This window comes from Idiomarina sp. T82-3, from assembly GCF_001577655.1.
In the GTDB taxonomy this organism is placed as follows: domain Bacteria; phylum Pseudomonadota; class Gammaproteobacteria; order Enterobacterales; family Alteromonadaceae; genus Idiomarina; species Idiomarina baltica.
Genome location: NZ_LSBQ01000002.1, coordinates 77,699 through 102,579 on the forward strand (window position 1 = coordinate 77,699; position 24,881 = coordinate 102,579).

Sequence of the window (24,881 nt, forward strand, 5' to 3'; positions counted from 1 at the left end):
CAAAAATCCTTAATCTATTAGGTTTTACCTGTTTTGAGTGTACAGACAGAGTTATCAGCCGGGCAATCAGAGACGTTGACTTGACGTATGTTATGGTAGTTTGGCGTTAATTGACGTCATAAAAAATTTATGTGTGTTTAGCTTAACAATTGTCAACTTTACGCTATGCTGATCTCATAACAATAAAAATTAACTATAAAAATGCTAGATAAGATCAGTCATAAAATTGTACCAACTTTTAATCAAAAGGTTGAGTTAAGCGGTACGTTTGCCGGTGAACCTTTTGTTTTCTCTGTCACGTTGTTAGGTCAACAATACCCTCAGTACCTGATTTTAGGACTGGGTTACCAAGCACGTTGGGAGAAAGTGCTACCCGCCATTAAGGAAAGCGAGAATTTACGCCTTAAGTTGATTTCAGATGAGGGCGAAATGATCGCAGCGCATGTCAGCTTAATACACGCGACTCATTTCCCGGAAAAACTGTTGTTTATGAGTTATCCGGAGCAAGGTATTGCTCGTTCTTTACGCCAGTCCCCGCGAGTGGGTCTTGATTACCCTGCGCAACTGCAGGTTGCGAACCATTTTCCCTATATTAATGGAAGCATTGTTGATATTGGGCGCGGAGGTGTGGGCTTCGAAACTACTCAGCAATTGCCTAGCATGATGAGCGATCTCTGTGATCGCGATGTAAAACTGCATATTGGTAAGAACGATCAGCAGCGTTGGTCGTTGAGCGGTCGAATCCGTTTACTTCAAGAGCACCGACCGAATGTATGGCACGTTGGAATAAAGTGCGAATTGAGCGTGGCGGAGTGTGAGGAGGTTTTATACCATTTAGTGAGTCATCAAAATGCGATCGATCGTTTGATCAATAATGATCAATCCAATGATTCATATTCGAATAACACTTTACAAGTCTAGTTTCACTCGGTACAATTCACCACCAATTAAACCCTTGCGGTTATTTTTTAAACAACATAGATAATTTTTTCCGAGGTGATGTTTTAATGCCAGTCGTTAAAGTGAAAGAAAACGAGCCGTTTGACGTAGCACTGCGTCGCTTTAAGCGCTCTTGTGAAAAAGCAGGTGTTCTGTCTGAAGTTCGTCGTCGCGAACATTATGAAAAACCTACAGCAGAACGTAAGCGCAAAAAAGCTGCAGCAGTTAAGCGTCACGCCAAGAAATTGGCTCGCGAGAACGCGCGTCGCACTCGTTTGTACTAAGATACACGAGTAGCAGACAGCGATATTCACTTTTCGCAGCTTGCACTTAGACTTAATTCGTTAAGTTACGTGTTGGAAGCCGTGTCCTAAGCGACGCGGCTTTCGTGTTTGTAGACGAAGATAAAAGATAAGTTGAGGGCATGGCAGGACTCATTCCGAAAAGCTTCATCCACGACCTACTTGAGCGAGCTGATATCGTCGAAGTAGTGGATAGCCGTGTACCTTTAAAAAAAGCAGGGAAAAACCATCAGGCCTGTTGTCCATTCCATAATGAAAAAACGCCTTCGTTTACGGTCAGTGCTGATAAGCAGTTTTACCACTGTTTTGGGTGCGGTGCACACGGTAATGCAATCGATTTCATTATGGAGTTTGATGGCCTAAACTTTCCCGATGCCGTCGAAGAGTTGGCCTCAAGTTTAGGTGTGCAGGTGCCGCGTGAAGAGGGTCACGATCCACAAAAACAACACCAACAGCAGGCACAGCTAAAAAATGACACTGAATTGATGGCGCAATGTACGCGATTTTTTCAGCATCAGCTCAAGCATCACGCGAACTCAGAAAAAGTAATTACTTATTTAAAGCAACGCGGCTTATCGGGTGACATTGTCAAACGGTTTCAAATCGGTTATGCCCCCGATGCCTGGGATAGTTTGTTGACCACCATGGGCGTTGAGCCACGTGCGCGTCAACAGCTCATCGATTTGAAGTTGGTCAATGTTAATGACCAGGGTCGAAAGTTCGATTTCTTTCGTGATCGCGTGATGTTTCCTATCCACGATCGTCGAGGCCGTGTCGTTGGCTTTGGTGGACGTGTGATTGATAGTGACGGTCCTAAATACTTGAACTCACCCGAAACACGCTTGTTTCATAAGGGCCAAGAGCTATATGGCTTTTGGAATATGCAGCAGCGTCTACGCCGACCCGAGCAAATTTGTATTGTTGAGGGTTACATGGATGTTGTCGCGTTAGCGCAAGCCGGCATCGACTACGCGGTCGCTTCTCTCGGGACAGCAACGACTACTGAACAATTACAGCGTTTATTCCGTACATCTAATAGAGTGGTGTGTTGTTATGACGGTGATCGAGCCGGAAGAGATGCGGCGTGGCGGGCGTTAGAAAATGCACTGCCGTTGCTAAAAGATGGTATCGACTTAAGCTTCCTATTTCTACCTGAGGGTGAAGATCCTGACTCGGTGGTTCAAAGTAGTGGTAAAGAAGGGTTTGAGCGTTACTTAAATCAGGCTAAATCCTTTGTCGATTACTTTTTCGAGCATTTGTCGGAAGACGTTGATGTAAATACAGAGTCTGGACGCTCAGCTTTATTAAGTGAGGCGAAACCGCGTATCGAGCGGATTGCCAGTGACTTTTATCGTGAGTCGCTAATGCAAAAACTGGCACAGCTCTTAAGAAGGGAAACGTCGCAACTGGAACGCTATGTTGACACGCCACAGCAACGCAAGGCAAAACCAGATGCGGTAAAAATGACGCCGTTGCGCCGTGCCGTTGCTCTTATCGTGCAGTATCCGCAGTTGGCGAAAGAGGTGCCCGTTAAAGCAGAGTTAGGCGAACTTAAGTTGCCAGGTATGGATTTATTTATCGCGCTTCATCAACAGTGTAATGAGCGTGATATGACGACAGCCCAGGTGCTAGAGTATTGGCGCGATACGCCGTATCAAAAAGCACTAGAAAAACTTGCCGTGTGGCAACATGGACTTGATGAACACAATATGGAGCAGGAGTTTAAGGATATCTTTGTTTATTTAATTGACCAATATGTGGAACAAAGAGCCGACGAACTGCTCAAAAAGGGGCAACAAACGCCCTTGAATAAAGCGGAAAAGCAAGAATATTTAATGCTGGTTAAGCATTTAAGAACACGTAACTGACTAGGCTATAATCAGCGTTTTGGTAGCTTAAAATTAGCCATTATGCTATAGTTTTAGGTCATTTTGGGTACTCTCGTAGAAAGTGACAGGTGGAATCTCTGTATGCAGCAGAATCGGCAATCACAGTTAAAAGTTCTCATTGCGAAAGGCAAAGAGCAAGGTTTTCTTACGTTTGCGGAAGTGAACGACCACTTACCGCAGGAAATCGTTGATTCCGATCAAATAGAAGACATCATTCGCATGATAAATGACATGGGTATCCGTGTCTTTGAAAGTGCGCCTGATGCAGATGATTTGATGATGTCCGAAAGTGCGGCGGACGAGGACGCAGCTGAAGAAGCTGCACAAGCACTTGCTACTGTGGATGGTGAAATAGGCCGTACCACCGACCCTGTTCGCATGTACATGCGTGAAATGGGTACTGTTGAGCTGTTAACGCGTGAGGGCGAGATCGATATCGCTAAGCGTATCGAAGACGGTATCAACCAAGTTCAGTGTTCTGTTGCGGAGTACCCCGAAGCAATTAATTTCTTGCTAGAGCAATGGGACTCTTATGAGGCCGAAGAGTTACGCCTGACCGAAATCATTGTAGGCTTTATTGACCCTGATGAGGTTGATGAAGCGCCCGTAAGTGCAACTCACGTTGGTTCTGAGCTCTCTGAAGATGAGCTTGAGGATGAGGACGACGATGACGAAGATGATGATGACGAGGAAGAAAATGATAGCGGCATTGACCCAGAGTTTGCTCGTCAGAAATTCACCGAACTGCGCGAGCAATACGAGGCAACTCGCCAAGCGATAACTCAGTTTGGTCGTGAACATCCAGACGCACGCGTTGAAATTGACAAGCTTAGCGATCTGTTTAAGCAGTTCCGCTTAGTTCCTAAGCAGTTTGACCGTCTTGTTCAAGACATGCGTGCCATGATGCAGCGTGTGCGGGTTCAAGAGCGCTTGGTCATGAAAGCGGCGGTTGAACAAGCCGGTATGCCTAAGCGTGCATTCATGAAAGCGTTTGCGGGTAACGAAAATAGTTTAGCATGGGTTGATGAGCAGATTTCTGCGGGCGTTGACTATGCAACCACACTACAAGAAGCACGCGTTGAAATCGAACGCTGTGTGACGAAGTTAAATGAAATAGAAAAAGAAACAGGCCTTACTATTGCCAAGGTTAAGGATATTAACCGCCGGATGTCGATTGGTGAGGCAAAAGCGCGCCGAGCCAAGAAGGAAATGGTGGAGGCGAACCTTCGTTTGGTTATTTCAATCGCTAAGAAATATACCAATCGTGGTCTGCAGTTCCTTGATTTGATTCAAGAAGGTAATATCGGCTTGATGAAAGCGGTTGATAAATTTGAATATCGCCGTGGTTATAAGTTCTCGACGTATGCGACATGGTGGATACGTCAGGCGATCACGCGCTCGATCGCTGACCAAGCACGTACAATTCGTATTCCGGTGCACATGATTGAGACCATTAATAAACTCAATCGTATTTCGCGTCAAATGCTACAAGAAATGGGCCGTGAGCCGCTGCCAGAAGAATTGGCTGAGCGGATGGCGATGCCGGAAGATAAAATCCGTAAGGTCCTCAAGATTGCAAAAGAGCCGATCTCGATGGAAACCCCAATCGGTGATGATGAAGACTCGCATTTAGGTGACTTTATTGAGGACAACACTCTGGATTTACCGATTGATTCGGCTACCTCAGAGAGCTTGCGTAACTCTGTGCGCGACGTACTCGGCGGATTGACTGCTCGTGAAGCGAAAGTGTTGCGTATGCGTTTTGGTATTGATATGAATACTGACCACACGCTCGAAGAAGTGGGTAAACAGTTTGATGTAACGCGTGAACGTATCCGTCAGATTGAAGCAAAAGCACTGCGCAAATTGCGTCATCCAAGCCGTTCAGAGCAACTTAAATCGTTTTTGGATGAGTAACCGTATGTAATTGCTCAAGCTCTACTTGAGTGATTCTGTTACTAAGAAAGGAGGCAGTATGGGAATTAATCGTGAACATTGGCCAAAACGGATTATAGACTCGCATCTTCATATCTATGATGAAGCGTTTCCGTTGATAGAAAACCAAGGTCACATCCCAAAGCCTTTTTACATTGACGACTACAACCGCCTTGTGACAGGAATGCCTATCGAAGGTGGCGTCATTGTTTCAGGTTCCTTTCAGGGCTTCGAGCAACGCTATTTGAAAGCAGCGCTTGGAAACCTGGGGGATAATTATGTCGGCGTTACTCAGTTACCGGGTAGTGTCAGTGATGAGAAAATTCAGCAACTTAATGAGCATCGTATCCGTGGTGTCCGCGTTAACTTAAAGCGTGGTGTACATAGAGATATCGAAGGGATTGTCGAATTCGGGCGTCGTATCTGGGATTTAGCAGGGTGGCACTTGGAAATTTATGTCGATAGTCGTGAACTTGACGATATGGTGCCTACATTGTTGAAGTTGCCTAAACTGAGCGTGGACCACTTGGGTATGGCTAAGTCTGGCCTTTCTCAAGTGCGCCGATTAGCTGAGGGCGGTGTGAATATCAAAGCAAGCGGCTTTGGGCGTACCGAAGTGAATATTACAGAAGCAATTAAGACGCTCTATAAGACGAACCCTGATTGTCTAATGTTTGGCACAGACTTACCGGGTACGCGTAGTAATCGCGGGTTTGAGCCGAGTGATATTGACACCATTGTTGAAGCACTTGATGACTCTGATGCCGCGGATAAAGTGTTCTACCAAAACGCCAAAGAGTTTTATAAACTACCCTAAGGTGTTTAATTTCTAGATAAGGTGGCGCGTGTATTCGCTCTCCTCAATAAGTAACCAGAACCGTTGGATGGCGATGACAATCATCGCCATCGCTATTTTCGGTATTGGTCTCACATTTTGGTATTCGCCATCACAGCTGATCAGTCGTTCAACTGAAGGACTTGCGTCGAGTTGTGAACAAGTGCGTACAGAAATCACCCAACTCTACCCCTCCAACGCAGAGCCTCACTATCAGGTCACTAACCCCGACTTGTTGCAGCAGGTTATGTACCGCGAAACGAGTAAACTTCAGGGAGTCGAGGGGGGTTATTGGGATGTCGCCAGCGAATTCTTTGGCTATGCCTTTCCTACCTATGTAGGGTCAAGTATTAAAACCGACGTGCCTCAGTCCGAAATGGCACTGCTCAGTGCCTTGTCACGGCAAGCCGTCGATGAATCCAACATACTTACGTCTGTCAGACAGTCAGTGGATGCTGCGGTGATTACCGTCTCCTGCCCGGTCACCACTCACCGGGGTTTAGCTGCTTGGTTAATGAAGCGGACGTCATTGGTCCCTGCAAGTTTAGTCGGTGTGCTATTCGGCATTTTCGGCTTACTTGCTGTGATTGGCACCATGATGCTGGTACGTAACCGTAACTTTGAGAGAGGCTGGCTGACCGAGCGAGAGAAGCTTACAGAACAACTTCATGACGAAGCTGCGCCCGTGCCGACCACATCAGCCATTAACGACGTGCAGCCATTTTTACTATTGTTGTATCAGGCACGGCAAAAACGACACAATGCAGAGCGTGCGATTAACTCGTTAGAAGCGAAACTCGGACAGATTAATGAGTTGTCGATTATCGGACGCGCAGCACTCGCATTTGCTGAGGAACTGCGCGGACGTATTGAACAACTGCAGCGGGATGTTACAACGGTGGTTTCGGATACGTCGACTCACCAGTTCGAGAAATTGCAGCGAGAACTCGATGCTGCCGAATATCTTTGCCAAGCGTTGGCACAAATTGATGTTCGTCACAAAAAGCAGGGACCCGTTGCGGAAGTAGCGATGAATCGTTGGACACGAGCATTGGCAGACTTTCATCAACAACGTCATGCGAACGGCCGCCAAACAATTGCAGCGGTATGTGATGACGATGTGCATGTGATAACGAACCCGCTACTGCTTCGCTTTACGCTCGATATCATTATTTTACATTCATTAAAATTTGGTCCGCAGGCGGGCGAGATATTTATCCGTGTATGCAAACAGGACGACAACGTAGTTTTGGAAGTTGTCGACGAAAATCCGAGTGTACGCCGAGATGTCGAGCAGAACTTATTTAGGTTTGATGATGTAAAACCTGAACGTTACGGAGATGGCTTACGTTTGGTGAAGGACCTTGTCAGCAGCTTAAAAGGGTCGGTCGAATTTCAATCAAACGGCGAAATCTCTCGATTTATCTTAAAGATACCGATGACAAGCTAGCAAAAAGTTCGTATAATTTGCGCCGCTTTCTAAGCGACTCACTTCTAAAATGGCCCCTTAGCTCAGTGGTTAGAGCACCCGACTCATAATCGGTTGGTCCGCAGTTCAAATCTGCGAGGGGCCACCACTCTTTTCAATGACTTAGGTCATTTTGCATTTTGCCGAGTTCCGCTTGGGGTTACCTTAGGGTATACCTTAGCAATGGCCCTGTGTTTTACCCGCTGATGTATTACTGACTCAAAAATCAAGTTTTCGTATTTCATCCCACCATCGGAATAAAGGTTACCACAGCGTGGTAATCACGCAATTGGCTTTCTTTAATCCTATTGCATGCTAAAAGCGCATTGGTTGAGCGCCTTATGCTGCACATGATTCAGAACGGCTCGCAGGCATGTTCTCAATAAAATACAGGATTGACGATAAACGCCAGTACTTCAAGCCACCGAGGGTACGGGCCGGCGGCACGAGGTTTGCTCGCTCGTAACGCCACCAGCTTGTTCTACTAACCGCCAGCATTTCCAGTACTTCGCAACTACGCAACATGCGCTCGGTTTGGTTATAACGTTTTAAAATCTCTGAGCGATGTTCAGGGCTCGGTTCTTGGTACATCGTGTTTCTCCGCTGTTAAGATGAGCCCATTGTGTGTGAGTGACTTGCAAAAGTTAAGAAATTAGAGAGGGGTTTTTGGTCGGCTCTAAAATTCGACTTTTAGGCCGGTTTTTTTGCGCCGTCAAGGCTTAACAGGCTGAGTATTGAATGACATTATCAACTCTGCAGACTTATAGAGAGCATTTTAAGTGTATAACACCAGCATTTGAGTTCCCTATCGCGACCCAAACTGTCGCAGCCGTCGAATAAAATACCGTATAAGGACATCACAAGGGATGTGAGTGGGCAGGGAAGCTGTTTATCGTCAGCCCAAATGCCTTTTGGCTTACCCTAAATTTGGCTTGATGGCGGTGGACGTTACAACTCTACAGGTTAATTTCTAAGGGACAGACAGAACGTATCAAAATGATTGCATTATCCAGGAGTGCAAAGTACAGTGATGTACTAAACCAAATTAAGACAGAATCCAGTGATCGAAGACCTTACTTTTGCACAACGCGAACGGCTAGAATACATCGACTTCCGGTTGATGTTTTTTGGCTTTGTCGCAAGAAGCGATTTGACCGAACAATTCAAAATTGGTCCGGCATCGAGTTCTCGTGACTTTTCACTTTACAAAGAACTTGCTCCCGGCAATTTAGAATTGCGCCACGAAACAAAACGCTACTACTCTCGAAAAGCATTTAAGCCACTATTTGATCACGATGTCGAAATCGCTTTAAAAAACTTAGCGAACCAGAAAAAGAACGCTGTTTCTTCGGAAACGAAAATACTTTCGGTTGATTCCGTCAGCTTAATAAAAGCACAACCGGAAATCGTTTCTTCGCTGACCAAAGCAGTCATCAATTCAAGTGTAATTAAAATTGAATACGCTTCGTTGAGTTCTGGTATTACCCAACGTGAAATTTTGCCCTATGCATTTTTAAATAGTGGGCAGCGTTGGCATATTCGCGCGTTCGATCGAAAATCAAATGAGTTTCGTGATTTTGTTTGCACCAGAATACTTTCCGCCGAAATAGTAGAGAACGCAAAGGTCGCTTCCCACGAAAAGCAAATTAATGACGACGAATGGGTTAATGAAGTGACTTTGCAATTAGTGGCGCATCCAGCGCATGAACACCCCAAAGCAATCGAACTCGATTATCAAATACAAGATCATCAGCTTGAATTAACGCTGAAAGTAGCAGAAGCAAAATACTTGCTTCGGTTTTGGAATGTAGATGTTACTCCTCAACATTCACTCAGCCCCCAAACTCATCATTTATGGTTAAAAAATTCGGCTGAAATAAGAAAAAACAATCGGCTAGCAGGTGCTTTAGCGCTCGCTCCAGGCAATAACTTCCAGGGTAGTAAAAATGGTTAACGAAGATATTCAAATGAAATTTGGTTTTAAGTATGGGCGTAATGGAGCACATGCCAGCCGAACCATGATGTTAGCTGAAATTACAGAGCTATTTTCTCATCGCCCTGTGAATGCGACCGCCGAAGATTACCAACAAGATATTGAGCAATTTAATTTGCTGAATAAGCCGACCTCAAAAGCTCGGCAGCTGACTTGGCGCCACTTAATCGATTTGTACGGTATGAATACCGAAATACCGCTGTTTCGTATTTTCCGCCTTTTCTGGGAAGCCGATGAAAAAGCTCGACCAGTTTTAGCCTGTCAAATGGGCCTAGCGCGTGACCCGTTGCTACGCCTATCTAAAGAAAAAATCCTTGAGCTCAACACTGGACAACTTCTCACACGACCGGAAATGGAAGGCCTATTCGCAGAGCGTTTTCCTGATAGGTTTAGTCCAGCGACGTTAAAGTCGATAGCACAAAACGTGAACGGTACATGGACCCATGCGGGCTACTTAACCGGCCGTAATAAAAAGCATCGGTCAGAGCCTGATATTCGCCCTGTAAACGTCGCTTTTGCATTGGTTATGGGACATTTACAGGGCGCTTCAGGCAATCGCCTATTTAATACCGAGTGGGTGCAAATGTTTGAATACCGAACCGACCGATTATTAGAGCTAGCTCGCTTGGCGAGCCATGCAGGTTTAATCACCTTCAAGCATTCAAGTGAAGTCATTGATATTGGCTTTCAGGATCTTTTAACGCGTGAAGAGGAGTCAATGCTGCATGAGTAACCGACTAGATCGCTTGGTCAGAAGCTACTCTAACTTCATTAGTATTCCATGGACTCATGGCCTAGCGAATGAACAACGCGTGTTATTTGCCGTTTACTACAAAGAAGATGAATTAAAGCTACGCGCTCGAATTGAAGAGTTTCAGTTTGCTACTGAAGCAGCTGGCCATGACTGGTTACAGCTAGACATTACTCGTCTTTTCCCAGAGTGGATGGCAAGCCAAAAGTATCGAGAAGATTACTTTGAAGAGCCTGAGAGCCTGCAAACCAAATATAAGAAATTTGCGAAGCAGTCCGTCGAAAAACTCGCGAGCCAACTAGAAGGAAAAGTCGACGATAATACCCTGGTCGCACTTATCGGCTGCGGCACATTATTCGGCTTTGCTTCTGTTTCTGACTTTGTAAAACAGCTTTCAGCTTATGTCCCGGGGCGCTTATTAGTGCTATTCCCCGGTGAGTACATTGATAACAAATACCGACTATTAGATGCCAAAGATGGCTGGGGCTATCTAGCAACTGCAATTACTGCAGAGAATTAAGCCCAGGCGCAACAAGGAGTTTAAGCACATGTTAAACCGCGATATTTACCAACTCGACCCGCAAGAAAACCGGTTAGAAAATAACGGTGTGGCGGAAGTTAAAGACGACCAAACGTCACAGGCACTGAAAACACTGCGTTATGAGCTACAAACATTCGTTTGCGACGGCCAGTACCAAAAAGGTTTAGATAAAATTCTGTCAACCTACTTGCGCAACCTGACCGACGACCATGAGCAGCCCGGCGTGTGGATTTCTGGCTTCTTTGGCTCAGGTAAATCGCACCTTGCGAAAATGTTGCGCGCATTATGGGTTAACCAAACATTTGAAGACGGAGCCAGCGCACGTGATGTGGCTGACTTACCTGAAGATCTCCAGGCACACTTTGTCGAACTGAGTAATCAGGCGAAACGTTATGGTGGGCTACACGCCGCATCTGGCACGCTAGGTTCCGGTGCTGACAACAATGTTCGCCTGGCGTTACTGAATATAATTTTCAAATCAGCCGGACTGCCCGAGCAATATCATCAGGCACGATTTGTCATGTGGCTGAAAAAAGAAGGGCTTTACGAACAAGTCAAAGCGGCCGTTGAAGCAGAAGATGATGACTGGTTAGATGAGCTTGACGATTTATACATGTCACGCAGCATTGCAGGGGCACTATTAGAGGCTGACCCGACATTAGCGGATGACATTAAACAAATGCGTCAGCTGCTAAAAGAGCAGTATCCACACGTATCTGACGTGACAAATACCCAGATGGTTAATGCCATTCAAGAGTCGCTGTCTGTCGACGGCAAATGTCCGTTAACAGTTATCGTGCTCGATGAGGTTCAGCAATATATCGGCTCCGATACCGAAAAATCCTATTCAATACAGGAAGTCGTCGAGACTTGCTGTAAAGCGTCACCGCTAAGAGGCCGCATTCTGTTCGTGGGAACTGGCCAAAGCTCGCTGTCCGGAACACCGAGCCTGCAAAAATTAATGGGTCGCTTCCAGGTACAAATTCAACTTTCCGATACCGATGTAGAAGCTGTTATTCGTAAAGTCATTCTGCAAAAGAAAGAAGCGGCCAAACCCGATATCGATAATGTGCTTAAGTCGCACCTTGGAGAGATTTCGCGTCAGCTACGCGGGACACGTATCGAGTTTCATCGTGATGATGAAAAAGTCATGGTTGCCGACTATCCGCTACTCCCCGTCCGCCGTCGTTTTTGGGAAAAAGTACTTCGTATCGTCGACACCACGGGCACAGTATCGCAGCTGCGTAACCAGTTAAAAGTTATTCACGAAGCGGCGCAAGCCACTGCTGACAAGCCTTTAGGACATGTTGTACCCGCAGACTTTATCTACGACCAAATTTCCGTGAACTTGATTCAAACCGGCGTGATATCAAAAGAAATGGGCGAGATTATCGGTCGCCTTGCCGCGGGAGATGAAAGCAGTAAACTCAAATCACGTATTCTTTCTCTGGTGTTATTGATAGGTAAGTTACCAACGGAGCCGGCCGCTGACAGTGGTGTTCGTGCCACCGCTGAAATGCTCTCAGACTTACTCATCGATGACCTTGACCAAGGGACAGACTCAATCCGCACCGCCGTACCCAAATTACTTGAAGAGCTTGTCGACGATGGCCACATCATGGCAATGCAAACGGCAGCGGGAACAGAGTATCGCGTGCAAACGCAAGAGAGTGCCCAGTGGTACGACACCTTCCGCCAAGAGGAAGTTGACCTGCGTGGCAATATGCAACGTGTCGACAACCTGCGGATGGACATGATCCATAAAAAAGTTCGCCAGGAGCTAGGGCAAGTCCGGCTAACACAGGGGCAAACCAACGAAGTTCGCCAATTACTGCCATGTTTCGAGTCAGAGCTACCACGCGATGCCGATAAGAAAATTTATGTTTGGATCCAAGACGGCTGGAGTAGTACCGAGAAGGACGTTCTAACAGAAGCTCGTCGGATGGATCCGGAAAAACCAACGATCTTCCTGTTTATCCCGGCTCGTAACCGTTCGGAGTTATCGTCTGCCATTATTGCAGCTCATGCTGCTGACGCTACGCTACAAAAACGCGGCATTCCCGGTACTGAAGCCGGTAAAGACGCTCGCAGTGCCATGGAGACTCGTAAGCGTGATGCTGACCGCAACGTAGAAACCTTATTAAAAGAAATTTTTGAAGGCGTCATGGTATTGCAAGCTGGCGGCAACGAAGTTGACGGCAATACCATTACTGAGCGTGTAGAAAAAGCCGGCAAAGCATCCGTCGTACGTTTATATCGAGAGTTTGATAGCGCCGACCACCCGGGCTGGGCGAAAGTCTATGAACGCGCACGTAAAGACGGCGGACAAAATGCTCTTGAGGCTATAGGTCATAAAGACGATGCCGAAAAACATCCGGTATGTGCCAAAATCAAAAACTTCATTGGCGTGTCGAAACAAGGCAAAGAAATTCGTGAAGAGTTTCAAAACCCACCTTATGGTTGGTCACAGGACACTGTTGAAGGTGCAATTTACGCCATGATTTCGGCGGGCGTATTAATTGCCGAACCTGGCTTAAAAGCGTCCGAACTTGAACGTAAACAGTTACCGCACACCACCTTCCGGCCTGAGAAATTAACGATTAGAACCGTTGATATGATCAAGATTCGACGTGTTATCAACGCGGCGGGTATCAAGTGCGAATCCGGTGAGGAAAAAGCCAAAGCGGCGCTATTGGCTGAGAAAGGTCGCGATCTGGCAGAAAGCGCATGTGGGCCAGCGCCTTTCCCTGCCAAACCAGACACCCATATTTTTGATGATATTGCTCGTCAGTCCGGTAATGCACAACTCAATGTGATTTTAGAAAACCAAAGTGACATAGCAGACACCTTGCTTGAATGGCAGGAAACAGCCGAGAAAATTACTAAACGACGTACCGACTGGAGTCAACTTAATGACTTGCTCGATATCAGTAAGGATTTAGCTTTCTACGCGCCGGCAAAAGAGCTCGCTGATACCATTATTAAAAACCGTTCAATACTCGATGAACCCAACCCTGTTAGCGGTATTATTAAAGAGTTGGTCACTAAACTGCGTGAGGCCTTACGCCATCGCATTGACGCGTACCAAGCGGAATATCAACGCGGTTTAGAATCGCTTACCAGCGATGAGCATTGGCAACAACTGTCTCAGGAACAACAGCAGCAAATTTTGGACAAGCGCTCACTCCATGAAGTTGCAGCTCCTGACTTATCAACCACTGAGTCACTCATTGATGCATTAGACTCAGTTTCGCTCGGGCAGTGGAGCGACCGTAAAGAATCCCTGGCCAGCAAGTTTGAAAATGCTCGCCAAGAAGCAGTAGAGCTCCTGTTACCCAAAGTACAGCGCTACAGTACTCCGCGGGTGACGGTCAACACCGAAGCAGAATTAGATGTCTGGCTAGAGCAGGTGAAAAAAGACGTATTAGCGAAGTTAAATGACGGACCGGTGACTTTCTGATGACGACAGTAATAGCAAATTCATCTTCAACCCGAAAAGCCCTTGATAAAGCGCTACGATCAGGCTTAGAGCGCACAGTAATAAAAGCCCGTGATATTGCTGAAGAAGCAGCAACGCAGGCATTAAAACGCCATGCTGTGGGCGACAAACAAGCGCCGGATTATTTTACCGAAGCGCAGCGGGCGCTGAGAAACCGACTGCGTGCTCATGGTCGGCAACTCGGTGATGTACGCCACGACAACGGCGAGCAAACCATTCATAAACTGGTTACTGAAGTTGCTTATGAGCACTGGCATCGTATGTTGTTTGCTCGCTTCCTTGAGCAAAACGGCTTGTTGATGTACGACCAACATACCTCGGTGACACTGCAAGACTGTAACGAACTTATCGAAGAGGGCGTATTTCAAGACGAGCTAGAACAAGCCTGCAACAACGGCTGGGAGCTTGCCGGTGTGTTGGCATCTAAAATGTTGCCGCAAATTTTCCGCACAGACTCACCTGTGTTTCAGTTGCAGTTTGCGCTAGAGCTGCAACGTGAGCTAGAAGCCCTGGTTATGGGCTTGGCGCCAGAAGTGTTTCAGGCGCAGGACAGCTTAGGCTGGGTTTATCAGTTCTGGCAAAGTAAGCGAAAAGAGGAAGTAAACAAGTCGGAAGTGAAAATTGGTGCGGATGAGCTCTCGCCAGTAACGCAGTTATTTACTGAACCCTACATGGTGAGCTTCTTACTCGATAACAGCTTAGGTGCCTGGTGGGCTGGTAAACGATTGAGTGACCATGACTGGATCGAGGCCCAAAGTGAACAAGAGTTGCGCGAAAAAGCGGCCATTGCAGGCGTGCCACTCGAATACCTACGCTTTGCCAAAGAAGACGACCGCTGGCAGCCAGCTTCGGGCGTTTTTGAGGGCTGGCCAAGCCAATTAAGTGAACTTAAAACCCTGGACCCGTGCTGCGGCTCTGGCCACTTTTTAGTCGCCGCATTTTTAATGCTGGTACCTATGCGCATGGAGCTAGAAGGCTTATCCGCCAAAGACGCTGTTGACCGAGTGATCGAAGAGAACCTGCATGGCTTAGAACTTGACCAACGCTGTGTGGAGCTTGCTGCGTTTGCGGTGGCTTTGGAAGCTTGGCGTTATCCGAATGCGGGTGGTTACCGTACCTTACCAGAGCTACATCTAGCCTGTAGTGGCTTGTCGATTAGTGCCGCCAAAGACGAATGGAAAGAGCTCAGTAAAAAAGCGGGAAAACAAAACCTAACTATTGCACTGGATTGGATGTACCAAACCTTTAAAGACGCGCCGGTGCTTGGCAGTTTAATTAACCCCAAACGCTTACAAGCGGCAAAAATTGCTCAGTGGGGTGAGCTTGATGCTGTATTAACCGACATTCTCACCGAAGATGAACGTATTCAAGCAGAAACAGGCCGCGATGTACGCCGGCTATCGGAAGAGCGCGAGGCGGGCATTGTGGCCCAAGGCTTGGTCAAAGCAGCCAAGTTGCTTTCTATGCAATATAACTGGGTGATTACCAACGTGCCGTATTTGGCGCGCGGTAAACAAGATGAAAAGCTCCGCGATTACTGTGAAAGCTATTACCCCGCCGGTAAAAATGACCTGGCAACCGTGTTTTTAGACCGTTGTTTGGAGTTTTGCCATAACGGTGGGACTTCAAGCATTGTTCTACCGCAAAACTGGTTGTCCCAGAAAAGTTATAAGCCAATTCGTGAAAAATTAATCCATTTAATGCAGTTCAAAGGGTTAGTGCGTTTGGGGTCTGGTGCTTTTGAGACAATTTCTGGTGAAGTTGTTAAAGCAGTATTACTAACTGTTAGTAAAAGCAATCCGAGCGAAGAAAGCATATTTTATGGCTTAGACGTTGCAAATACTAAAGGCATAGATGAAAAAGCGGTTTACTTGAGACAAAGCGATTTTTTGCTTGTTCCTCAACTAGCACAACTAAAGAATAATGAAGCTCGTATTCTTCTATCCCTTCAAGAAGAAACCCCGTTTCTCAGCGATTTCACTTCAGCTCTTCATGGTCAAGCTGCTGGTGACAATACGGCATTCAATCGATATTTCTGGGAAGTAAGTGAATTTGGTAGTGACTGGGAGCTTTATCAAACTGCTCCATCTGATTCAGTATTTTTTAGCGGTAGAGAGAGTATAGTTTTTTGGCAAAAAGAAAAGGGCGAAATGGCTAGGCTTGCAGATTCAGTCAAACATCTGAATCACAAGGCTCAACAATGGCGAAGCGGTAAGTCCAATTGGCGTCGAAAAGGAATAGCAATAAATCTTGTTGGGGATCTCCGTTATACGCTTTATTCTGGTGATATATACTCGCAATCTTGCTGCGTCATAGTTCCTGATGATGAGAAGCTAATACCCGCTCTATGGTGTTACCTTGAATCTGGAATTTTTGAGAAGAATCTAAGAAGTATCGACTCTGGAGTTGCGTTGTCGGTTAAGACCATTATCTCTGTACCATTTGACATAGAACACTGGAGAAATGAAGCGGCCCAAAAGGCTAAAGAGGTTTCAGCACCGCATCAACAATTTTCTGCTAACCCCGCACAATGGGTTTTTCATGGACATCCAGCTGGGATAGTTGAATGGAATCCCATCACCGGTAATCTTTCTTCTAATGACAGAAGGCTTGATCAGGTCGTATTGCAAGTCGCAGTTGCTCGCTTGCTTGGCTATCAGTGGCCTGCAGAGCTTGACGCTGAAATGGAACTTGCCGACGAACAACGCGCATGGGTTGAACGCTGCAAAGCACTCAATTCTTTTGTCGATGACGATGGCATTGTCTGCTTACCTGCAGTGCGTGGTGAAAAAGCCGCTGAACTGCGTTTAGAGGCGATGCTGGAAGCCGCCTACGGCGACGCCTGGACTACCAACCTAAGAAATCAATTACTAGATACTGTGGGAAGTAAATCTCTGTCCGCTTGGTTACGAGACAAGTTCTTTGAACAGCACTGTAAGTTATTCCAGCATCGCCCTTTTATCTGGCAAATATGGGACGGCTTGAAAGACGGCTTTAGCGTGCTGGTGAACTATCACAAACTCGATAAAGCGGGCTTAGAACGCCTGATTTACACCTACCTCGGTGATTGGATACGCACCCAACAAGCCGAAGTCGCCAACGGCGTTGATGGCGCCGATATTCGCTTAGCCGCCGCTCAAACGCTCAAGCAAGAACTCGAAAACATTCTTGCCGGTGAAAAGCCGTACGATATTTTCGTGCGTTGGAAACCACTGGAAGAGCAGCCCATCGGCTGGAACCCAGACTTAAACGACGGTGTTCGTCTCAATATTCGCCCCTTCATGCTCGCCAAAGACATGGGCAAGAAAGGCTCAGGCGTACTGCGTGCAAAACCAAACATCAAATGGACCAAAGACCGCGGTACTGATGTTGAATCTGCCCCTTGGTATCACCTCGGTCCAGAGTATGGTGGCAAGCCCGGCGCACGCATTAATGAGCATCATTTAAGTTTGTCGGAAAAGCAAAAAGCACGGGATAAGGACGTCTAAAATGATTAAATCGGTATTTAACTACCCTATTTCTACCTTGCTCGACATTGAGAGCAATGTGATTTACACCATACCTCGCTATCAACGTGAATACACCTGGGGAAAAGGTCAGTGGGAGCGCCTGTTCGATGATTTGATTGAGAATGATTCAGGTTATTTCTTAGGTTCTATTATTTGCATCAATCAAGCGCAAGACACCCTAGCTACTCAATCGTTAGAGGTTGTGGATGGTCAGCAACGAATGACCACGATATCGTTACTGCTTGCGGCTGTTTACTCAGTATTAAAGTCACAGGACGATCTATCAGATGAAGAAAACTTTGAACTGTTAAAACTTAAAGGAAAACTGGTCTTGAGACGGGACCCTAAGCAAGCCCGCCTTATTCCTCAAGTTCAGAATAGTAACCAGCAAGACTACTTTTACGTGTTATGCCTGGCTGATCTTTTAAAAGATGTATCGAAGCCGGCTAATGCGGGCAAGCGACGCCTCGTTCGAGCGTACCGATATTTTGTTGAGCGCATAAATTCTTTTCTCGCTGAAAATGATAACCGAGATACGCCAATACAAGATTTATTGGAAAAAGTGAATACTGCAACCTTAGTGAAAATTGAGGTTGGCGGTCATTCTGATGCGTACACCTTATTCGAGTCATTGAATAACCGAGGTGTCCCTCTCACCGCAATTGATCTCATTAAAAACAAGCTATTAGCAACTTTAGAGAGCACCGAGCCAGGCAGTATTGACGAGAACTATGATAAGTGGAAGCGTGTAATGGACGCACTTGGTGATGACTATGCGGTCCAGGAGCGTTTTTTCCGACAGTATTACAATGCTTATAGGACCGAACTGCGTTCAATTATTGCTGTTCCAGTAGCGACAAAGTCAAACTTGATGCAGGTTTACGAAAAGCTGATATCACATGACCCTCAGCGTTTCTTAGCTGAAATGGTACGTTTATCAGCAATTTACGCAAATCTAACTAATAGCTCCCCATTAGACAACGCAAAACTTAGTAGCCTCCTTTTATCACTGGAGCGCATCCAAGCTGCATCCGCTTATCTTCTGCTGCTTATACTGTTTGATAAACGAGAAAGCTTGAGTTTAAGCGAAGAACATTTTGAAGAAATTACTGAGTTCCTGATTCGCTTTTTTGTTCGCCGAAACACAACAGATCTCCCCCCAACAAGAGACTTAAACCGCATATTTATGGATGTTGCGGAAAGCTGCCTTAGCCTTCAAGGCAAAGACATTGTAGTCACAGTAAAAGAAAAGCTTACCCGCCATAGCTCTTCGGACGAGTACTTTAAAGAGAACTTGAACGGAGCGATTTATCAAGATAATAAAGCCGTGTGTCGGTTTGTTTTATGTGCTCTTGAAGAGGAACAAATGACCCGAGAACGCCAACTTGATTTGTGGGCAACCAAAGGCAAGCACTATGTATGGACCATTGAGCATATTTTCCCACAAGGAGAAAATATTCCTGGCGCTTGGGTCGATATGATTGCTGACGGAAACCGGAAGTTAGCTAATGATCATCGGGAGCAATACGCTCATCGACTTGGGAATCTCACAATTTCCGGATACAACAGTTCGCTTGGCAATAAAAGCTTTGAGGAAAAGCAGTCTAGGAAAGATAAGAAAGGCCGTCCTGTCGGCTACAATAACGGTCTATACCTAAACCGAGAATTAGCGGACGCAACAGCTTGGACTGTTGAGAAAATTGAGCGCCGAACAAAACAGCTGGTCGACCGTATTGCTGAGAAGTATTCACTGTCAGAAACGAAAGGCAGTTCGTAATGAAACTACTCGATATTTTGTGCGACGAAGTACGCGCCAGTGCGTCGTATAACTCCAACATTCAGGTAGCACCTTCGGTTGTACTCTGGACGGACAAACTGCGCCAATGGGAGCCCGCCTTGCCCTTGTTACAAGCGGCAATGCCCGAATTATTAGTGCTGGGTGATTATCAGCCGGATAAGCACCAAGGCCCTGCGATTTGGTTAAAGTGTGTAATTGAAAACACACTGCCCGAATTCGAGTTGCCCAATGACAGAACACCGATCATTTATTTGCCGGGTTACGAGCGTCGTGATTTGCGTGCAATTGCCAAATGCCCGGAAGAACTAAAGCCACTGGCAGAACTGCAATACCGGGGCAGCTGGTGGGTCTATAACACAGCAGGTAGAGACTGGACCGTCAATGCGTTTCTTCTCTCTACCTCCGGCGGTGCGGGTTTAGATGTTGCGGCGGATAAAAGTACCCAAGCTGCGCTATTAAAAGTTTTGCCTGAAATTTTAGAAAGCGAGCGCAGTGACTTAGCCAATAAGCGACTCGAAGCGCCTGACTTCAATAAGCTGATATCAAGTGACCCTATTCGTGATTTATTAACCTGGATGAACGAGCCAAAACCTGCTCGAGAACGCTGGGACGATAAGCGTTGGGATGCGTTAGTGAGCATTTGGGAAACCGAGTTTCACTTTAATCCGAAAACAGATGGCGAGCTTACTGCGGCAGAATTGCTATGCCGACATCAAGGCCCTTGGGAAGCGGTTTGGCAACGTTACGCCGAAACTTGCACTCATTATTCGGAAATACCGAATTTATTATTAAAAGTCGAGCCAGACTTAGCGGCTGATGGTGCCAGCTATCCTGCGGTAAATGAAAAAGAAGAACAAAAGCTTGAAGCAGAACTTTCAAAGCTTGTAAGTGGCCATTCAAGCTCTGACGTTCGTAAATCATTGCTTGCACTGGAAAAGCAACATGCCGATCGCCGTGACTGGATTTGGTATGACCTCGACTTATCACCCATGGCGGGAGTTCTTCAGCATCTGGCCAAGGTAGCCGACTTAACAGAGCACGCGTTCAACGGCTCAACCGTTGACGAAATGGCAGAGCAGTACAAAGAACGTTTCTGGCAGGCCGACGACCAGGTCTTACGTGCTCTGGCTTATCCTCTTAAAAACCAACATCAAGAGCTAGTACAAGGGTTACTGACAATTATTTATACCCCCTGGCTCGAAGAAATTAATAACAACTTCCAAGCTCTGGTTAAGCAGTACGGTTATAACGGCGAGTTAGTGGCTAGAGAGTCAACTGCCGAGTACCGAGCTGGCGGAGAAGTTGTATTTTTTGTAGATGGCTTGCGATTTGATGTCGCGCAGCGTCTCTGTCGACGGTTAGAGAGACTCGGAGAGCTGACGCTAACCAATGACTGGGCGGCTTTGCCCTCCGTTACGGCCACAGCAAAAGCAGCCGTTACACCGGTACATGAAAAACTTACCGGCCGTACCAGCGACAAAGATTTTCAACCCAGCTTAAAGGACGACAACACCTCCTTTTCTTCGCACTACTTAAAGAAATTTCTGTCGGAAAAAGGGTGGGTTTACCTATCGGAAACTGAAACTGGGGACCCTACTAGCAATGCCTGGGTGCAAAGCGGTGATATCGATAAAGAAGGCCACGTTAAAGGTTTGAAATTGGCCACGCGCATTGATCCCCTGCTTGATGAGATTGTAGAACGCGTTGAAGACCTATTTTCTGCTGGGTGGCGACGTATTCGTATTGTTACCGACCATGGCTGGCTCTTAACTCCGAATACCATGGCCAAAGTGGATATTGCCAAGTATTTGACCGAAACCCGTTGGGGACGATGCGCACTGGTCAAAGACAATGTCCAGACGGAACATTTAAAAGTAGGTTGGTACTGGAATCAGGACGTTACCGTTGCTATGGCGCCCGGTGTGCGAAACTTTGTTGCGGGTAAACACTATGACCACGGCGGGTTGAGCCTGCAGGAGTGTTTCACCCCGGTGATTGATGTTGTAAATAACCAACCTGTGATAGCCGCTCCTTCGGTTTCTGCGTCGATAACTGAATTACGCTGGGTTCGCTTGATGTGCAAGTTAAGCTGTGACACTGAAGGAGACGGCGTGGTTGCTGTTCTTCGCACTCAGCCTGGTAATGCGGAGACTGAAATTAGTCCGCGCAAGCCGTTAAAAGATGGAAAGTGCACATTAATGGTCGATGATGAGTTTGAACAAACATCAGCTGTTGTCGTGTTACTCGATGATGCCGGTAACTTACTGGCGAAGCAGCCCACAATTGTTGGAGGTGATGATTAATGGAATTAGACACACTTGATTTGAAGGCTGCGCAAGCACTTGAAGGTTACCTGGTTCGCAAAGATTTAGTTCGCACTTTTGCAAGGCAGTTTCCCGTACCAACCTATGTCGTTGAATTTATGCTGGGACGATATTGTGCCAGTACCGATCCCGATGAGATCAATGAAGGGTTAGCCATTGTTCAGAAGCAACTCGAGTCGAGAACAGTTAGAGCCGGTGAAGAAGAGCTGTTTAAAGCAAAGGCGTATAAAAACGGTACGGTGAAACTTATCGACCTGGTTAGCGCGCGATTCAGCCAAAAAGATAATGGCTACCTAGCTTCGTTACCCAGCATTCAGCTTAATAAGGTACGCATCAGTGATTCGATTGTCGATGATAACGAAAGACTGCTCACCGGCGGGTTTTATGCCGAAATCACCTTGGAATACGACAGTTTAATTGCTGAAGAAAAAGGCAACGCTTTTGGTATTCGCGAGTTGAGACCAATTCAGCTGTCCAAGCGTGATGTTCTGGATACGCTCGGTGAGGCGCGTGCGTCGTTTTCTACTGAGGAATGGAAAGACTTTATTCTTCGCGGTATTGGGCTAGAACCAAGCACGTTGGAAGAGCGTGCAAAAGATGCCGTTTTCCTTCGAATGGTTCCTTTTGTTGAACGCAACTATAACCTGGTAGAGCTCGGCCCGCGCGGTACCGGTAAAAGTCACTTGTTCCAGCAAGTATCGCCCTACGCTCACTTAATTTCTGGCGGTAAAGCAACCATTGCCAAGATGTTCGTGAATAACGCGACAGGTGCGCGGGGCTTGGTATGCCAATACGATGTGGTCTGCTTCGATGAAATCAGTGGTATTTCATTTGATTCCAAAGAAGGCATCAACATTATGAAAGGCTATATGGAGTCTGGTGAGTTCTCCCGCGGAAAGGAAAATATTCGCGCGGACGGCTCTATGGTGTTTGTCGGTAACTTTGATGTTGATGTTGAGCACCAACAACGAGTGGGTCACTTATTTGGCCCACTACCCGAAGAAATGCGAGACGACACGGCATGGATGGATCGTATCCATGGTTACCTCCCAGGTTGGGACATTCCTAAAATGAGCGCCGACTTGGTAACGGATCATTTTGGACTGGTCAGTGATTTCTTTTCTGAGTGTCTCAGCCGATTGCGCTTCCAGAGCCGTGTCAGTGTATTGCAGAATCGCGTGCACTTTGGCGGAGCATTAAGCGGCCGCGATGTTAATGCCGTTAATAAAACCGCGTCAGGCTTGCTGAAGTTAATTTACCCAAGCCCAACCATGGAAGTGAGTGATGAAGACCTTGAGTGGGCAGTAAGGTTAGCACTTGAAGTGCGTCGCCGTGTTAAGGAACAACAAAAGCGCATTGGTGCAGCGGAATTTAGAAACACGCATTTTAGCTACTTTATTGGTGATGATGGCGTCGAAAAATTTGTCGCTACGCCAGAGCTACGCTCTGACAACGAAATTGGCGACGACCCGCTAGAGCCAGGCCAGATTTGGACCATTAGCGAGGGTGGTCAGGATACAGGTGATAACTCCGGGCTGTATCGCATTGAAGTCAATGCCGGACCCGGCTCAGGTGTGAAAATATTAAATAACCCGGTGCCTGCCCCATTTAAAGAGTCTGTACGCTATGCCGAGCAGAACCTTTACGCGCGAGGAATGCAGCTAGTTGGCGACAGAGACCCCAGAGCCCACGAATACTCAATTCAGCTACGCGCCTTTGATGCTGCCAAAAAAGGCTCAAAACTCGGTGTTTCAGTGCTTTTAGCGATAAGCAGCTCGCTACTTAAGAAGCCCATAAAAGGCGGCCTGATTGTCGTTGGCGAGATTAACCTTGGTGGCTCAATTGAGCCCATACATAACGCTGTGAACATTGCCGAGCTAGCAGTGGAAAAAGGAGCTACAGCGTTGTTGATGCCGGTGACCGCTCGTAGACAGCTTTATGATTTGTCAGACGACATGGCTACAAAGGTCGATATCCAGTTTTACCAGGATGCGCGGGATGCTCTGTTGAAGGCGTTGGTGGAGTAAGATAAAAGTTTTGAGGTAGCGATATCAATTCAGGTTTATAAACAAGGATAAGAAAAACTATGGAAGAAATAAGAAAGTATTTAAAAACAAGCTGCCCTAGTACTTTGTTGGAAGGAATTCATGTCGAAATAAATGATATGTTAACGTTTGAGAGTGAAAAATCTTGGTTACAACTTATAAAAGACACCAAAGATACTTATATGCTCAACTTCTTTTATCCCAAGGAAGCACCCCCTAATAAATTTTTGAAAGGTGAGGGGGTTTTTCTAAGCGAAAGTTGCAGGGTAGAAGAATGGAAGCCGCAAAGTTTTTGCACTATTAAGATGCAGGAAGTTTCAGAAAATGATTTTCCTATAAGTAAACTAGTTTTCGATGTTTTTATTGAGCTGTTTAAATCTAATTGTTTCTGGTTGGTTAGTATTGAAAAAAATGAAGAGCAATATAGTAAAGTATTTTTAAAGAGTGCGGAAAAACTTTATCATATAGGATTAAGCCCTAAAGCAGATTTGAATAATCAGGGCGTAAAAAATATCGCTTTAGCATATGACTCAGAAGTTTATAAAAAGGTTTATAGTTATCACACTAATTTGAATGATTTGAGAATAGCTTTGTCTGAGGGTAAAGAAGACTATTCGTCATATTATAGCAAGCGGATAGAGTTATTAAATAAATATTTTTATGAAGTTATAAACTTAATTCAAAGGTATTCATTAGAGGATGTTGTTACTTCGGGGTGGAGCTATTACCCAGTGCGTTGCCACCTCGACTCGTGGCGAGTAGAAGATTTTAATAAAATGGTTTCATCGATTAGGCAACTTGGCGATAGGAGCGCATATGATTACCTTGAGGTTATTTTAAATAACTTGCAAAAAGTGATTGGCTTGGTTCATAGGGAGCCAGGATTAAGTCGAACTCTTATATATAAAGAAACAGGGTTAAACCCTAATGTTTATGGTCAGCATATATCGTCATGCCTGATTAGGAATAATATTTTGAGAGAAAAAAAGGTTGGTAGCAAACGCTTACTTTATCCATTTTAATTGTAAGCAATGGGATGAACTCCTCCTCACC

The 24,881-nt window shown here is 46.1% G+C and carries 16 protein-coding genes and 1 tRNA gene; 16 read left to right on the plus strand and 1 reads right to left on the minus strand.

Annotated elements, in window-relative coordinates:
• The first annotated feature begins 201 nt into the window (after positions 1 to 201).
• The 7 genes from AWU56_RS01560 to AWU56_RS01590 all read left to right on the plus strand — a co-directional run bounded on the left by AWU56_RS01560 (position 202) and on the right by AWU56_RS01590 (position 7,477).
• Positions 202 to 921: a hypothetical protein gene (locus AWU56_RS01560; RefSeq protein WP_286681577.1), complete on the plus strand. Its 720-nt coding sequence runs from the start codon at positions 202 to 204 to the stop codon at positions 919 to 921.
• An 86-nt stretch (positions 922 to 1,007) separates the two neighbouring features.
• Positions 1,008 to 1,223, plus strand: a complete 216-nt coding sequence (gene rpsU / locus AWU56_RS01565; RefSeq protein ID WP_006954239.1) for a 30S ribosomal protein S21 — start codon at positions 1,008 to 1,010, stop codon at positions 1,221 to 1,223.
• 140 nt (positions 1,224 to 1,363) lie between these two features.
• The gene (dnaG, locus tag AWU56_RS01570; RefSeq protein ID WP_006954238.1) at positions 1,364 to 3,109 is read left to right on the plus strand and encodes a DNA primase; all 1,746 of its coding nucleotides are present in this window, start codon (positions 1,364 to 1,366) and stop codon (positions 3,107 to 3,109) included.
• Positions 3,110 to 3,211: 102 nt separating this feature from the next.
• Positions 3,212 to 5,047, plus strand: a complete 1,836-nt coding sequence (rpoD, locus tag AWU56_RS01575; protein WP_006954237.1) for an RNA polymerase sigma factor RpoD — start codon at positions 3,212 to 3,214, stop codon at positions 5,045 to 5,047.
• 58 nt (positions 5,048 to 5,105) lie between these two features.
• On the plus strand, positions 5,106 to 5,882 hold the full coding sequence (locus AWU56_RS01580) for an amidohydrolase family protein (RefSeq protein WP_006954236.1): 777 nt from the start codon (positions 5,106 to 5,108) through the stop codon (positions 5,880 to 5,882).
• A gap of 28 nt (positions 5,883 to 5,910) precedes the next feature.
• Entirely contained in the window at positions 5,911 to 7,350 is a 1,440-nt protein-coding gene (locus AWU56_RS01585; RefSeq protein WP_286681578.1) for a sensor histidine kinase, read from the plus strand.
• Positions 7,351 to 7,401: 51 nt separating this feature from the next.
• Positions 7,402 to 7,477: transfer RNA gene (locus AWU56_RS01590), tRNA-Ile, on the plus strand.
• A gap of 230 nt (positions 7,478 to 7,707) precedes the next feature.
• Here AWU56_RS01590 and AWU56_RS01595 read toward each other — a convergent pair.
• Positions 7,708 to 7,959 carry a helix-turn-helix transcriptional regulator gene (locus AWU56_RS01595; RefSeq protein ID WP_286681579.1) on the minus strand — a complete coding sequence of 84 codons (252 nt, stop codon included), beginning with the start codon at positions 7,957 to 7,959 and terminating at the stop codon, positions 7,708 to 7,710.
• A gap of 469 nt (positions 7,960 to 8,428) precedes the next feature.
• Here AWU56_RS01595 and AWU56_RS01600 point away from each other — a divergent pair, with 469 nt between their 5' ends.
• From AWU56_RS01600 to AWU56_RS01640, 9 genes are read left to right on the plus strand one after another with little or no spacing between them, the layout of a single operon-like run.
• On the plus strand, positions 8,429 to 9,322 hold the full coding sequence (locus tag AWU56_RS01600) for a WYL domain-containing protein (protein ID WP_286681580.1): 894 nt from the start codon (positions 8,429 to 8,431) through the stop codon (positions 9,320 to 9,322).
• On the plus strand, positions 9,315 to 10,094 hold the full coding sequence (locus AWU56_RS01605) for a hypothetical protein (protein ID WP_286681581.1): 780 nt from the start codon (positions 9,315 to 9,317) through the stop codon (positions 10,092 to 10,094). Before AWU56_RS01600 ends, AWU56_RS01605 begins: the two co-directional genes overlap by 8 nt.
• Positions 10,087 to 10,632: a BREX protein BrxB domain-containing protein gene (locus AWU56_RS01610; RefSeq protein WP_286681582.1), complete on the plus strand. Its 546-nt coding sequence runs from the start codon at positions 10,087 to 10,089 to the stop codon at positions 10,630 to 10,632. The genes AWU56_RS01605 and AWU56_RS01610 overlap by 8 nt, the downstream gene beginning before the upstream one ends.
• 28 nt (positions 10,633 to 10,660) lie before the next feature.
• A complete protein-coding gene (gene brxC, locus AWU56_RS01615; RefSeq protein WP_286681583.1) occupies positions 10,661 to 14,113 on the plus strand; it encodes a BREX system P-loop protein BrxC in 3,453 nt (1,150 codons plus the stop codon).
• Complete coding sequence (locus tag AWU56_RS01620; protein ID WP_286681584.1) at positions 14,113 to 17,640, plus strand: Eco57I restriction-modification methylase domain-containing protein; 3,528 nt, start codon at positions 14,113 to 14,115, stop codon at positions 17,638 to 17,640. The genes brxC and AWU56_RS01620 overlap by 1 nt, the downstream gene beginning before the upstream one ends.
• Position 17,641: 1 nt before the next feature.
• The gene (locus tag AWU56_RS01625; RefSeq protein WP_286681585.1) at positions 17,642 to 19,438 is read left to right on the plus strand and encodes a DUF262 domain-containing protein; all 1,797 of its coding nucleotides are present in this window, start codon (positions 17,642 to 17,644) and stop codon (positions 19,436 to 19,438) included.
• Positions 19,438 to 21,762 (plus strand): BREX-1 system phosphatase PglZ type B, encoded by a 2,325-nt coding sequence (gene pglZ, locus AWU56_RS01630; protein ID WP_286681586.1) that lies wholly within the window; start codon positions 19,438 to 19,440, stop codon positions 21,760 to 21,762. The genes AWU56_RS01625 and pglZ overlap by 1 nt, the downstream gene beginning before the upstream one ends.
• Entirely contained in the window at positions 21,762 to 23,810 is a 2,049-nt protein-coding gene (brxL, locus tag AWU56_RS01635) for a BREX system Lon protease-like protein BrxL (protein WP_286681587.1), read from the plus strand. Before pglZ ends, brxL begins: the two co-directional genes overlap by 1 nt.
• A 59-nt stretch (positions 23,811 to 23,869) precedes the next feature.
• Positions 23,870 to 24,850 (plus strand): hypothetical protein, encoded by a 981-nt coding sequence (locus AWU56_RS01640; protein WP_286681588.1) that lies wholly within the window; start codon positions 23,870 to 23,872, stop codon positions 24,848 to 24,850.
• The last annotated feature ends 31 nt before the right edge of the window (positions 24,851 to 24,881 follow it).